Below are 13,673 nucleotides of genomic sequence, written 5' to 3' on the forward strand. Positions count from 1 at the left end.
ACTGAAGTTACCTCGCTCGGCAGGGATTCGATAAATCGACGAATGGCTTGCGCTTGTTCGATAGTGAAGGCGTCGCTAAGGGCTGCGCGTGCTCTCGGGGAGAGCGTAGAGCTGAGGAAGTCGACGTCAGCGAAGCTCACTCGCAGCACATGGTCGAACCCATCGACATCCGCAGGCGGGCGACTGGGGGCGGTGATGGAGATTACGGCAACCCAGGAAAGCCGTGGGAGCCTTTCCGCCTCCCGTCGCGACAGGGCGAACACCTGGCGGACGTCACCAATCGGTCGCCGGTAGAGCGCGACTATAGCTTCCGAGAGTCGCTGAGTCACGGGCGTGACCGGCGAAAAGTGGCTTGCGGTCGATGGGAGCTACGGTTCAAGCTCATTCCTCCAATCCTGTAGGTACGTCGCAACCGAAGCGGGCTCCGAGAAGTCGAGTAAGACAAATGGGCAGCCCCATCGGGCCATGAACTTGAAGAGCTCAGTACGCACCCGAGTTAAGATTTCTGGTGTTGCGGCTTCATTCAAGTCCCCGCCTGCTGGTCTCCAGAACTTCTGGTCATACAAACGCTGACCGAATGTTCCGTAATGTTCGAGTCCTAGGGCGATGTAGGCGTAGACTACTTCGCCATCCTGGTCTTCGGGAATCTGTATCAGGGCACAACCCCTTTCGACCCGCTTCAGTCCGATAGCAATCAGCCGGTCGACCGGGTCGAACGCGCTTTCGTAGTACTCGTGGTTGCCGGGCACGTACAGCACGGGCACGTCGAACGTGCGGGCGGCCCAGTCGATGCCGTCGCGCCCGTTGGCGATGTCGCCGGCCAGGATGACGACGTCGGCGTCGCAGCCGGGCACCGCGTCGGGCGTGTTGTGTTCCAGGTGGATGTCGCTGAGGATGCGCAGCTTCATTGGGCCCCCGTGGGGTGGGATGGACTGCGGTCGATTCTTCGAAAAAAAGACGGCCCGGTCAAGACCGGGCCGCTAAAAGGAGCCAAGGGGGCCTCGCCGACCCGTCATGGAAACGTGCCGCAAGGGGCCGACCACGCCTTGGCGAGCGTACGCGCCCCTGGGGAGCGCCTGGATCGGCCATTGGCTCCAAACGGGGGTTACCTGGCCAGCCTTGGTGGAACGTAGGCCCCGTAGTACGGCCCCACGCCCCCGCCGCCGGCCGTCACCTTGACGTTGGGGATGAAGTAGCCCTCGATGTACTTGCCGCTGCCGCCCACCGAGGCCGTGATGTGGAAGCCGGCGAACGCCGTGACCGGCCCCAGCTGCCCCGGCGACAGGTTCGACGTTACCGGCATCACGTAGTCCTGGCCGACGCCAACATAGCCGTAGTTCGACGTCTTGGTGCCGTCCTGCATCCAGATCTGGTCCCCGATCGACACCGGCGCCGGGTTGCCGCCCTCGATCAGGTCGCGCGTGGCCGTGGCGCTGTTGTCGGTCGACGTGAACGTCGTCCACTGGCCCGATTCGCACACGCCGTAGTGGTATGCCGACCCGATCCGGAACACGTACGCCTTGCCGGTGGCCGGGTCGATCTTCGGCAGGTTGGTCGCCTTGTCCCAGTAGTAGTCGTACAGGCACTGGCTCAGCGCCACCGGGAACAGCCCGCCGTTGTTGACCGTGCCCGGCGCGGCGATGACCGCCACGGCCGTGGCCGACGTGCTGGCCGCGGTGCCGCCAAAGACCTGCGCCAGCAGCATCGTGACCGGGCCGCCGTTGTTGCCGGGGCCGCGCGTGATCGTCACCTGCACGGCGGCCACGTCGTTGCTGCCGGGCGTGATGGTTTGCGCCTGCAGCCCGGCCGGCGTGCCGGTCAGGTTCCAGTAGCCGGCCTGTACCGTGCCGTTGGCCAGGGTGGTGCCACCCACCTTGTTCAGCGAGATCGCGTTGGTGCCCTTGGTCACGCCCGCCGACCACTGCGGCGTGGGGTTGGCCGGGTACAGGCCCGCGGCGCCAGCCAGCGCGGCGGCGTCGGCGGCGTTCTGGATCTCGTTGCGCGCCACCACAAGCTGGGCCACGTCGATGGCGACGGCGCCGACGGACAGGATCGAGATCATCAGCATCGGCATCATGATGCCGACGGCGCCGCGCTGGCGGCGGGGATCGGGGCGGTGAAGTCTCATGGCATGCCTCCGGGCTATTCGCACAGCATCGTCGTGGACGCGTTGATCGTCAGCGGCCCCGTGAACGGGCGGATGATCGCCCCCAGCAGCAGCCCGTTGAACGTGTAGGAAACCTGCACCGTCAGCGGGTTGCCGCTCGTGGCGCAGGCGGTGACCGTGCCGGGGTAGGTGCACGTGGCCGCCGCGCCGTAGGTGACCAGCTTGTTCTGGCAATAGCTGGCGGCCACGGCCTTGATCTGCGTGCTGGTCATGGGCGGGGACTTCAGCACCACGCCGGCGCGCGCGGCCTCGCGGCTGGCGTTGGTGATCACGGCCTTGTCGTAGAGGGCGGTGCCGAACTCGATCACGCCGAACACGATGAACATCAGCAGCGGGAAGACAAGGGCGAACTCCACCGCGGCGGTGCCGGCCGCGCGGCGCGGGCGGCGGCAGCGGGAAGGGGCAGGACGTGCGCGCATGATGGTCTCCTCGGAAGGGCTAGTTGTTGGCCACGCTCTGCAGCGCCGCCACGACCTGGATGGCCGCCGGGCCCAGCAGCACCACGAACAGCGACGGGAAGATGCAGAAGATCAGCGGGAACAGGATCTTGGTGCCGATCTTGGCCGCGCGCTCCTCGGCCAGCATGTGGCGCTTGGTGCGGAGCATGTCCGAATGCACGCGCAGCGAATCGGCCACGCTGGTGCCAAAGCGGTCCGACTGGATCAGCATCGCCACCAGCATGCTCACGTCGTCCACGCCGGTGCGGGCGGCCAGGTTGCGCATGGCTTTCTCGCGCGGCAGCCCGGCGCGCAGTTCCAGCGTCAGCAGTTCGTATTCCTCGGCCATGGCCGGCCGCGCGTTGCGCATTTCCTCCACCACGCGCAGGATCGCGGCGTCCAGCCCCAGGCCCGCTTCCACGCAGACCATGATCAGGTCCAGGCTGTCCGGGAACGATTCGAAGATCTCGCGCTGGCGGCGCTTTACCTTCTGGCGCAGCACCACGTCGGGCAGGTAGAAGCCGGTCAGCGCCACCAGGAACAGCAGCACCGGCAGCCGGGCGTGGGCCTCGGCGTCGAGCTGGCCGGACAGCGCGAGCCAGAGCGCCAGCGGCAGCCCGAACGCGAGCACGGTCTTGATCGCGAAGTAGAGCGGGATGGCTTCGGCCTGGCGCCAGCCGGCGTGGATGAAGCGCGTGCGCAGCGCGGAGTTTTCCCAGCCCTCGCGCGGCACCGACAGCCGCGCGAGCGGCTTGGCCAGCCGCTCCACCTGGCGCAGCCATGCGCGGGCGTCGTCGGGCTCGGCCACGCCCGGGGTTTCGCGGCGGATCTGGCTGACGCGCCGGTCCACGGCGCCGGGCCGCAGCAGCACCATCGCCACGCAGGACACGCCGAACACGATGACGAACGTGGCGGCCAGCAGGAGGATCGTGGATGTAGGCATGATGGGCCTCGCTTGGGGTGAAGGGCGTCAGACGTGGATGCGCACGATCTGGCGCATCCAGACGATGCCCACGCACGTCATCGCCACGGCGTACCAGAGCATCTTGATGCCGGCCGGGTCGGTCCAGAGCGTGGCCATCAGGTCCGGGTTGATCTGGTACACGATGCCGCCGACGATGACCGGCAGCGCGGTCAGGATCCAGCCGCCAAGCCGCCCTTCGGCCGACAGCACGCGGATCTTGTCCATGAGCTGCAGCCGCTTGCGGATCAGGCTGCCGACGTTGTCCAGGATCTCGGCCAGGTTGCCGCCCGATTCGCGCTGGATCAGGATCGCGATGACCAGGTAGCGCAGGTCTTCCAGCGGCACGCGGTCGTTCAGCCCGGCCAGCGCGTCGGCCAGCGGAATGCCGTAGTTGATCTCGCCGAACACCAGCGCCAGTTCCGTGCCGATGGGCGCGGGCAGCTCCTGCCCGGCCATGTCCAGCGCGCTGGGCAGAGAGTGGCCGGCCCGCAGCGCGCGCGCCAGCAGGTCCGCCGCCTCGGGTAGCTGGGCCTCCAGCGTGGCCAGCCGCCGGGCGCGGCGGCGCAGCAGGTACAGCAGCGGCAGCGCCGCCGCGCATGCGGTCAGCGGCACCAGCGCGAACCACGGCGGGTGGAACGGCACCAGCCCCGCCACGGCCAGCAGCCCGGCCATCGCGCAGAGCGCCAGCAGGCGGCCCACCGACCAGTTCAGGCCCGACTGCAGCAGCATCAGGTCGAGCTTGTCCACGCGCGGCAGCCGGCGCAGCAGTTGCGCCATCTCCGGGGATTCGCTGAGCACCCGCTGCTTGAGGATGCTGGCATCCGCCGCGTGGCTGGCGCTGTTGAGCATGGCCGCCTCCACGCGATGGCTGAAGCGCCGCGCGCGCTGGCTGCGCGTCTGGTGCCACCACTGCCACGCGCCGGCGGCGCCCAGCACGCAGGCCAGGAACACCGACACCGCGAATCCGATCATCGTCCCGTTCATGATGTGCTCCCCCGTATCCCCGTATCCCCGATTCCTTGTTCTTGTGGCGGCACCGCCGCGCTAGACCTCGTGCATCGCCGAGGGATCGAACAGCGTCTCGGGCAGGTGGATGCCGAACGCCTGCAGGCGCTCGCAGAACTTCGGGCGCACGCCCGTGGCGCAGAAGTGGCCCCGGATGCGGCCGTCGCGGTCCACGCCCTTGCGGCGGAACGTGAAGATTTCCTGCATGTTGACGACCTCGCCCTCCATGCCGGTGATCTCGCTGACGCTGACCAGCTTGCGCCGGCCGTCGGTCAGGCGCGTCACCTGCACCACCACCGACAGCGCCGACGTGATCTGCTGGCGCATGGTGCGGATCGGCAGGTTCAGCCCGGCCGTGCTGATCATGTTTTCCAGCCGCGTCAGCGCGTCGCGCGGCGTGTTGGCGTGGATCGTCGCCAGCGAGCCCTCGTGGCCCGTGTTCATCGCGTGGAGCATGTCCAGCGCCTCGGCGCCGCGCACTTCGCCCAGGATGATGCGGTCCGGGCGCATCCGCAGCGCGTTCTTGACCAGCGCGCGCTGCGTGATCTCGCCACGGCCCTCGATGTTGGGCGGCCGGGTTTCCAGCCGCAGCACGTGGGCCTGGCGCAGCTGCAGCTCGGCGGCGTCCTCGATCGTGACGATGCGCTCGTCGGCCGGGATGTAGCCGGACAGGATGTTCAGCAGCGTGGTCTTGCCGCTGCCCGTGCCGCCGGAGATCAGCACGTTGAGCTTGGCCTGCACCATGGCCTCCAGCAGCTGGGCCATCTGCGGCGTCAGCGTCGACAGCTCCACCAGGTCCTTCACCTGCAGCGGATTGACCGCGAAGCGGCGGATCGACAGCAGCGGGCCGTCGATGGCCGACGGCGGGATGATCGCGTTGATGCGCGAGCCGTCGGGCAGCCGGGCGTCCACCATCGGGCTCGACTCGTCGATGCGCCGGCCCATGCGCGACACCATCTTCTCGATCACGCGCAGCAGGTGGGCGTCGTCGAGGAACGTGATGTCGGTCAGCTCCAGCTTGCCGCGCCGTTCCACGTAGACGCGCCGGGCCGTGTTGACCAGGATGTCGGAGATCGTCGGGTCGGCCAGCAGCGGTTCCAGCGGGCCGTAGCCCAGCATCTCGTCCTGGACGTCGGACACCAGCCGGCGCCGTTCGGCCTCGTTGAGCGGATGGTTGCCTTCGTCGACGATGCGCTCGACCACCTGGGCCAGTTCGCGCCGCACCTGCTCGGGCGTCATCTGCTGCAGGCGGCTCAGTTCCACGCGGTCGACGATGGTCTGGTGGATCTCCATGGCCAGTTGCTGGTAGGCCGGGCTGACCGCGCCGTTGCCGTTGGCACGCGCCACGCGCTGCGGCATGGCCTCGCCGGCCTGCTGAAAGAGTTGTTCTCGCAAGGACATGATGGTCTCCGTGCGTGCGGGTCAGGCGCGCGCCGCGGCCGGCACCTGCGTGCCGTGGCCGAACAGCTTGCGCAACAGGCCGTCGCGCTGCGGCGCGGCCCCGGGATAGATGTCGGCCGCCAGCGCCAGCAGCGCGCGCGTCAGCGCGCCCTTGGGCGCCACCTGCAGCAGCGGCAGCCCCTGGCTGCTGGCCTCGCGCACGGGCGCCGTGTCGTTGGGCAGCAGGTGCGCGAACCGCATGCCGAAGGCGTTTTCCATCGTGCGCGGGTCGATCGGCGCGTGCTTGTCCTGCCGGTTCAGCACCAGGCGCAGGCGGTCGGTGTGGTAGCCGAGCGAATGGCACAGGTCCAGCAGCCGGCGCCCCGCGCGCAGGTGCGACAGGCTGGGCTGCAGCACCGGGTAGATCAGGTTGCTGTGGTCCAGCACGACGAGCGACATCGGGTTGATGTCCTGCCCCACGTCGAGCACCACTACGTCGTACTGCTGGCGCGCCACGTCGAGCAGCCGCTCGATCTGCGCGGCCTTGATCTCGCCGGCCTTGACCGGGTCGCCGGCGGCCGGCACCACGTCGAAGCCGGGGCCCACGTGGGTCACGCAGGCATCGAGCAGCGCGGCGTCGAGCCGGTCGATCTGGCGGCACACGTCGGTCAGCGTGGCGGGCGGCGTCTGGTCGGTCAGCACGAACGCGGCGTCGCCGTACTGCTGGTTCAGGTCCAGCAGCAGCACGTGCTTGCGGTGCTGGGTGGCCAGCATGTGCGCCGTGTTGGCCGCCAGGAACGTGGTGCCGCTGCCGCCCTTGCACGACACGAATGACAGCACCTGGCCCTCGGCGCGCCCGCCGCTGAGCGCGTGGCTGGTGCAGCGCTGCAGCTCGTCGCGGAACTCGGCCGCGTCGGGCGGCCACGGCAGCACGCACTGCACGCCGGCCCGCATCGCGCGCATCAGCAGGTCCGCCGACGGGTTGCCGGTCAGCAGCATGCAGAGCGTGTCCGGCGCCTCGGTGCGCAGGCGGCGAAGCTGCGCGATGTCGTCGGCGCTGAAGTCGGGCGCGGCCACGATCAGCAGGTCGGTGCCGAGCGTCAGGCCCGGCTGTGACAGCGCCACGCCGGGCGCGGCCAGCGTGCGCTGCACCACGTGGCTGGCGCTTTGGGCGATCAACCCGGCAACGTGCTGCAGTTGCGAGTCATCGGCGGAGACTGCGACGATCTTGGCCATGGCCGGCTCCTGAAGGCTGACGTTTGGGGGCGGCGCGCTAGCGGCCCATGTTGGACAGGCCGCCGCCCTGCGCGGCACCCACGCCGATGCGGAAGGCATTGCCGTCCGACGGCGGCGCCTGGTACAGGCCGTTGAAGCGGTCCATCGCGGCCGTGGACGCCCGGGCGTTGACGTTGATGCCGGGGTCGGCGTTGTTCGGCGCGTCGGGGTTCAGCGTCTGCATCGCCCGCACGATGCGGACCGATTCGCCGAAGTGCTGGTCGTAGACCGGTGACGTCGACATGCAGCCGGTGAGGCCGGCCGCCATGGCCAGCACGGCGGCGAGGAGGAGGGGGCGGCGCAGCGGCGCCGGCACGAAGGCTTGGGACATGATGGGCTCCTTGATCCGGGCGACGGGGCTTACTGTTGGGCCGGGGCCGGGGCATCCGCGGCGGCCAGCGCGGTCGCGGCCGGTACCGGGATGGCGGTCACGGGCGCCGGGGCGCTGCCGGGCATGGGCATCGGCGCGGCGGGGGCGGCCGGGGCCGTGGCGGGCGCGGCATTCGGCATCGCGGCCGGCTGTACGCCGGGCATCGGCGCCGGCGGCTGCGGGCGGCCTTCCATGTTGCCGGTGGCGTAGACCTCGCCGCGATTGACCGTGCCGAAGCTGTCGGTGGGCAGCGGATAGGTGGCCGGCAGCGGCTTGACCAGGCGCGGCGTCACCACGAACAGCAGCTCGGTCCGGTCCTGCTGGAAGTTGGTGCTGCGCATCAGCGCGCCCACCACCGGCAGTTCGCCCACGCCCGGCAGCGCCTTGAGGCTGCCCGTGATGTTGTTCTTGATCAGGCCGCCGATGGCGAAGCTCTGGCCGTCGTAGACCTGCAGCGTGGTCGACGCGCGGCGCGTGTTGATCAGCGGCAGGATCGTCGCGCCGGACACGTTCGGCGCGGTCAGCGCCACCCCGGTGGGCGACAGCTCGGACACCTCGGGCGCCACCTTGAGGTTGATGCGGCCGTTCTCCATCACCGTCGGCGTGAAGCGCAGGCCGACGCCGAACGTTTCCTCCTGCAGGATGATCGTCGTGGTGTTGCCGCCAAAGCTCTGCGGCACCGGGATGAACACCTTGCCGCCGGCCAGGAAGCTGGCCTCCTGGCCGCTGATGGCCATCAGGTTCGGCTCGGCCAGGATCTTGACCAGGCCGTCGCCGCGCTGGGCGTCGAGCGCGAACTTCAGCGGCAGGTTGTTGGCCTTGCTGAAGCTGAGCAGGTCGCTGGCGCCCGACGACAGGAAGTTGGCCAGCAGGCCGAAGCTCCAGCTGCCGAACGCGCCCTGCAGGTTCACGGCGGAGCCCATCTGGTCGATCAGCGTCTTGGACACCTCGGCCACCTTGACCTCCAGCATGACCTGCTGCGGCGCCTCCACCACCATCATGTTGATGATGCGCGGGCTGCGCACCGGCATGCCGGCCGTGGCCGGGTTGGTGAGCTGCGTCATGCTGGTCTGCTGCTGCTGCTGCTGCGGGGCCTGGGTGGCCTGGCCATTGGCGGCCTGCGCCGGGCCGCGCGTCTGGCGGATCACGAACGCGTTGGCGATGTCGAGGATCTTCTGCGCCTGCACGGCGTCGGCCACGCTGCCGGTCAGCACGAGGCTGTCGGCCGCCGACGACACGCGCACGCGGCGCGCCTCCGGCACCAGTTCGCGCAGCGCCGACTGCAGGCCGCCCGGATCGGCGCCGACCGTCAGGTCGATCACGCTGCAGGAGCCGCTGCGGCCCTGCACGATCATGTTGGTCGAGCCCACTTCCTGGCCCAGCACATACAGCGTCTGCGGCGACACCAGCATCGCCTGGGCCACGTTCGGGTTGCCCAGCGTGCGGCTGCGCACGGGCTCGGGCATGTCGATCATCGTCGACTTGCCCACGGGCACGGCCACCTCGCGGCGTTCGCGCACGGTGCCGGTGCAGTTGGGCCCGCGTACGGTCTGGGTCTGGATCTGCGCGTCGCGCTGCGCGGCGGCTCCCGCTGCGCCGCCGGGCTGGACCGGACCGGCCAGTTGCAGCGGGCGGGCCTGGGTGGCGGCGCCCGACGTGGCGATGGCCGCTTCCACGCCGGCCTGGCTGTTGGCGTGGCTGCTCCAGAGCGCGGCCATGACCGCGAGCGTGAGGGCCGGTGCCCGGAGCTGCGTGGCAAGGCTGCTGGTGCGGCGCGCGGCGCCGCGTGGCTGTTGATGACGTTCCATGATGTTCCCCCGGATGGTTGGCCCGCCTGCTGGAGCAGTTACCTTGCGGCCTGCTTCTTGCCGGCTGGCGGGCACCGATGTGTCAGAAGCACTCTTGCCGTTGCTGGTTGCCGCTGATGACGCCGATGCAGTCGGCGGGCGCCTGGCGCTGGGCCACTTGCCTCACCACCTGCACGGTCTTGACCACCGGCGCGGCGGCGGCGATCACGGGTACCTTGAGCAGCGAATCCTTGGTGGCGCCGGCGGTGTCCACCGGGCGCGGGTCCACCTGGTTGCGCAGCACCAGCGAGAGCGTGCCCACGCTGCGTGCCAGGTCGATCTTCTCGGCTTCCTCGGGCGACACCTCCAGCGTCACGGCGTTCACCACCTTGGGCTTGGTCTCGTCGCGGTTCACCTCCTGCGCCACGGCCAGCACCAGGATCTTCTCCAGCACGATCTTCGAGATCGACTGGTCGTTGCGGTCCGCCGCGGCGGTGCCGGGCTTGCCGTCCTTGTCGCGCTGCGTGTTGACGATGATGTCGACGAAGCTGCCCGGCAGCGCAAAGCCGGCCACGCCCACCACGTCGTTCACGCGCACCGTGATCGCGCGCTTGCCGCTAGCAATCACCGCCGACAGACCGCCCTTGGTGCCCACCGGCGTCAGCTTGGAGTCCAGGATCGGCTCGCCGCGCGCCAGGCTGGCCTTGGTGACGCGGCCATCGAGCGACTGGACGTCGCTGGCCACGCCCGGCGGCAGGCTGGCGGACGGCCAGTCCACGAGCTTGATGGCGTCGGGCGTGAGCTGCTGGCCCAGGTCGATGTCGGCACTGGCCACGGCCACCTTGGTGATGCCGCTGGTGCCTTGCTGCATGAGCCAGCGCGACGCCAGCACCACGGCCGTCAGGCCCGCAATCGTTGCCACCAGCAACATGAAGAGGATGCGCAGGTTTTTCATCTCGGTCTCCGCGATCAGAAGAGGTACGGCCGGTGCGCCCGCACGATGGGGCAGGCCACGGGGCGCGTGGCGCCGCCGGCGTGCCGGACGTCGCCACCGGTGCGCCGGCGGGTACGGGTTGCGTGGTGCACGCCGTGCGCGGGCGTGCTGCTGTGGCGATGTGGCGCGGCGCTGGGCCGTGTGCCCGGTTGCGCGTGTGTGCGGCTGCTTGCGTGCATGGCCGTCTCCCCCGTTCCTGACCGTTCGCCAGCCCCTGCGGGCGGTTTCGGCCGTTTGCTTCGAACTGCCTGCTTTCTCAGGCGCAGCACGTGGCTGCGCGGACCCCGTCTGACCGGCGTGGCGAAGGTGACGCCGCCGCCGTCAGAGCACTTCCCATTTCACGAGCAAGGTGCCGGCCGCGATGGCGACGGCATACGGCAACCTGGCCGCCTTGCCCGTTGATGTCTGCGATGCCGGCGCGGCGTGCTCGGCGCCATTGGCCTTGTCCTGTTGCCCGGTGGCGCCCGCTGCCGGGCCGCGCCGTGCCGCCGCCGCGGCCAGCCGCCCGAACGGCAGCGCCAGCAGCAGGCCCGACAGGCTGGCCAGCGTGCGGCGCGACTCGCGATGGATCACCATCGCCGCCAGGGCCAGCACGCCACCCACCAGAAAGCTGACCACGGCCACGTGCGCGCCGCCCAGCGGCCCCATGAACGCACCCACCGCACCCATCAGCTTCACGTCGCCCGCGCCCATGCCGCCCAGCAGGTACACGGCCAGAAAGATGCCCATGCCCGTGGCCAGCCCGGCCAGCCATTGCAGGCTGCCGTCGCGCGGGCCCAGCGTGGCGATCTGCGCCGCCAGGGCCAGGACCATCCCGCTGGCAACCAGCCAGTTCGGGATGCGGCGCGTGCGGGCGTCGCCGATGGCGGCCACCGTGACCATGGCGGCCAGGCTCAGGTTGGCGAGCGCGGTAATCGTGGTGGTCATGGCAGTGTCCGGTGGCGGTGGGCGCCGGTTGCGCGGGGCGCGTGGCCCGGCGCAGCCGTCCGAATTCGAGTGGTGTTGCGCTGCAATCGAACCGGCGCCGCTGGCGCAACGTCGCCGGTCCGCTTGCAGCATGTCGATCAGGCGGCGGAAAGGGCCGTCGCGATCGAGTTCCAGATGGTGCCGACGGCGGTCTTGACGGTCGTGCCGTACGTGACCATCACCAGCGCCACGAAGGCGAGCAGAAGGGCATACTCCACGCCCGCTGCGCCGTCTTCTTCACGAACAAAACGCTTGAAACCTTCGAACATGGAGGTCATGTCCTTCTCCTTTGACGTCATGGTTTGTGGAAAAAAGCGCCCGCTGGAGATCGGGCACAAGGTTTCGGCCGATACTGCCGGCCGAGGCCAAACCGCAAGGCCATCACTGACGTGGCGTCCGTACGATTCCACCTGGCTCAGTCCGGGCCGCGCCGGAAACATCCGGCGCGGCCCGGTCACCCTGTTGCCTGGCCGCCTGACGCGGCACCGGCATCCTGGGGGAGGGCGCCGCGAGCCGATCCTTACTGCTCTCCAGGGATCGTCTCGCGCCTGAATTGCTGCAAAACCTGCGGCGGTCCGGCCTGTTGATCGGCCTTGCCCACCCGGGCGGCACTGCAGCGTGCCGGCCCTGTTCGCTCCCTGTTTCGGACCTTTCGGCCCCCCGTCCCACTGTGTTGGTCTGTGGTCCTGGCATCGTCTGTTGCGAAGCCTGCGAACCTGCCGTGGTTGCGGGACATGGAGCGACGAGCGTGCCACTGGACGCAAGTCGTTGATTTACAAGGGAGTGGGTGTTGGCCGCTGCGTCGTTTGCGAGACGTTGTAACCGGATGTTTCGAAAACTGTGCAGGCCGAATACATCACAAATTTCGGGAACATTAAGGAATTACAACGGAAGGTGCGGACAGCGACGCTTCAAACGCACACGGAAGTCTCGTAAGCGGCGCACGCTGCGGGAAAGCGCGAAGGCTGGCCTGGCGGCCAAAAACGTATCAATCATGAAGCGCCTGATACGCCATGTAATCGAAGGTAGGCGGTGTAGACGGCGCGCGGGGGTGGTGGGGCTACGTCGAACGGCTATGTGGCGCAAAACGCGCCGGCTCGCGGACGAGGGGTGCCGGCGCGCACTCTGTACGATCCATGGCTCATCCGTTCGGCCGACGCCAGCGCGGAAAGGATCGTCTGGGGCACCTGGCCCTCGTCCTGAAGTACGAGGCTGGGGCCGTCATGGCCGCGCGTACAGCGTGCGGCCAAAGTGTTTCGTTCTTGAAACCTCTGGCGGAATGTGATCGATGTTGTTACGTGTATGAAGCGTACGTTGGCCCACACAACGGGGCGTCGAAACGAGAAGTGTTTCAGCCGGGAGACGGCCATGCAGATTCTTCCACCTGCTCGCGCAGCCAAGCATGAAAGCGCAGGATGGCTTTCTCGCGCGGGTTGCCTTCGCGCCACGTGACCCAGTAGTGCAGGCTCGACGGAATGCGCGTGGTGCCGATCTGCACGAGCTGGCCGCTGGCCAGATAGTCGCGCGCCAGTTGCGCGCGCGCCGTGGCCACGCCCAGCCCGGCCACGGCCGACTGCAGCATCAGCCCGGCATCCTGGAAGATCGGCCCGCGCTCGGGCTCCACCGGCGGCAGGCCGGCCAGCAGCAGCCAGTCGCGCCAGGGCCGCAGCGCAAAGCGGAGCATCGGCAGCCGGGGCAGGTCCGCCACCGTGAAACCGGGATAGCGCGCCAGCAATGCCGGGCTGGCCACGGCGATCACGTGGTCCTCGATGAGGTTGTGGCATTCAAAGCCGGGCAGGTCCACGCGCTGATGCCAGATGCCGACGTCGACCGAATAGGGGTCGGGCGGCGAGATCTCGGCATGCAGACGCAGGTGCAAATCCAGTTCCGGCGCCTGCGCGTGCAGGCTTGGCAGCCGCTGGATCAGCCATGCATTGGCCAGGTCGGCCATGACGCTGACCTGGAGCCGGACGACGGGCGGGCTGGCCACGTCGCCGGCCACATCGCTGGCCTCGCGCAGCGCTGCTTCGAGCTGGTCCAGCGCGCCGCGCACCTGTTCGGCCAGCCGGGCGCCGGCGCTGGTCGGCGTCATGGTCAGCCCGGTGCGCCGGAACAGCTTGGTGCCGAGGTTGTCTTCCAGCCCGCGGATATGGTGGCTGATGGCGCTGTGCGTGAGCGCCAGTTCCTCGGCGGCGCGCGAGAAGCTGCGGTGCCGCGCGGCGGCTTCGAGGGCGCGCAGGGCCTGGAGCGGGGGCAGGTGAGGGGGGCGGTTGGTGACCATGGCGGGGGCGGAAAGTCGTCAAATTCTACTCACAATTGACGCGGGTA

The 13,673-nt window shown here is 69.2% G+C and carries 13 protein-coding genes and 1 pseudogene; all 14 read right to left on the reverse strand.

From position 1 onward, the window contains the following. Positions 1–689 precede the first annotated feature (689 nt). Positions 690–908, reverse strand: a pseudogene (locus QTN24_RS04765) (metallophosphoesterase); the annotation flags it as partial. A 197-nt stretch (positions 909–1,105) separates the two neighbouring features. Further along, positions 1,106–2,128 (reverse strand): TadG family pilus assembly protein, encoded by a 1,023-nt coding sequence (locus tag QTN24_RS04770; RefSeq protein WP_124682252.1) that lies wholly within the window; start codon positions 2,126–2,128, stop codon positions 1,106–1,108. Positions 2,129–2,142: 14 nt separating this feature from the next. Then, complete coding sequence (locus QTN24_RS04775) at positions 2,143–2,586, reverse strand: TadE/TadG family type IV pilus assembly protein (RefSeq protein WP_313835527.1); 444 nt, start codon at positions 2,584–2,586, stop codon at positions 2,143–2,145. Positions 2,587–2,605: 19 nt separating this feature from the next. Next, a complete protein-coding gene (locus tag QTN24_RS04780; protein WP_124682250.1) occupies positions 2,606–3,547 on the reverse strand; it encodes a type II secretion system F family protein in 942 nt (313 codons plus the stop codon). 27 nt (positions 3,548–3,574) lie between these two features. Beyond that, positions 3,575–4,552 (reverse strand): type II secretion system F family protein, encoded by a 978-nt coding sequence (locus QTN24_RS04785; protein WP_124682249.1) that lies wholly within the window; start codon positions 4,550–4,552, stop codon positions 3,575–3,577. 60 nt (positions 4,553–4,612) lie between these two features. Continuing rightward, positions 4,613–5,974, reverse strand: a complete 1,362-nt coding sequence (locus QTN24_RS04790; protein WP_124682248.1) for a CpaF family protein — start codon at positions 5,972–5,974, stop codon at positions 4,613–4,615. A gap of 21 nt (positions 5,975–5,995) precedes the next feature. After that, on the reverse strand, positions 5,996–7,189 hold the full coding sequence (locus tag QTN24_RS04795) for a CpaE family protein (RefSeq protein WP_124682247.1): 1,194 nt from the start codon (positions 7,187–7,189) through the stop codon (positions 5,996–5,998). Positions 7,190–7,226: 37 nt separating this feature from the next. Continuing rightward, positions 7,227–7,559, reverse strand: a complete 333-nt coding sequence (locus tag QTN24_RS04800) for a hypothetical protein (protein ID WP_253699942.1) — start codon at positions 7,557–7,559, stop codon at positions 7,227–7,229. 29 nt (positions 7,560–7,588) lie between these two features. After that, positions 7,589–9,406: a type II and III secretion system protein family protein gene (locus tag QTN24_RS04805; protein WP_313835531.1), complete on the reverse strand. Its 1,818-nt coding sequence runs from the start codon at positions 9,404–9,406 to the stop codon at positions 7,589–7,591. Positions 9,407–9,488: 82 nt separating this feature from the next. Further along, positions 9,489–10,340, reverse strand: a complete 852-nt coding sequence (gene cpaB, locus QTN24_RS04810) for a Flp pilus assembly protein CpaB (protein ID WP_124682245.1) — start codon at positions 10,338–10,340, stop codon at positions 9,489–9,491. A 14-nt stretch (positions 10,341–10,354) separates the two neighbouring features. Then, a complete protein-coding gene (locus QTN24_RS04815) occupies positions 10,355–10,558 on the reverse strand; it encodes a hypothetical protein (RefSeq protein WP_313835533.1) in 204 nt (67 codons plus the stop codon). 142 nt (positions 10,559–10,700) lie between these two features. Next, positions 10,701–11,306: a prepilin peptidase gene (locus QTN24_RS04820; RefSeq protein WP_313835535.1), complete on the reverse strand. Its 606-nt coding sequence runs from the start codon at positions 11,304–11,306 to the stop codon at positions 10,701–10,703. Positions 11,307–11,443: 137 nt separating this feature from the next. Then, positions 11,444–11,623: a Flp family type IVb pilin gene (locus QTN24_RS04825; RefSeq protein WP_172965998.1), complete on the reverse strand. Its 180-nt coding sequence runs from the start codon at positions 11,621–11,623 to the stop codon at positions 11,444–11,446. 1,073 nt (positions 11,624–12,696) lie between these two features. Continuing rightward, positions 12,697–13,626 carry a LysR substrate-binding domain-containing protein gene (locus QTN24_RS04830; protein ID WP_313835539.1) on the reverse strand — a complete coding sequence of 310 codons (930 nt, stop codon included), beginning with the start codon at positions 13,624–13,626 and terminating at the stop codon, positions 12,697–12,699. Between the last annotated feature and the right edge of the window lie 47 nt (positions 13,627–13,673).

The organism is Cupriavidus sp. SZY C1 (assembly GCF_032190535.1).
In the GTDB taxonomy this organism is placed as follows: Bacteria; Pseudomonadota; Gammaproteobacteria; order Burkholderiales; family Burkholderiaceae; genus Cupriavidus; species Cupriavidus pauculus_C.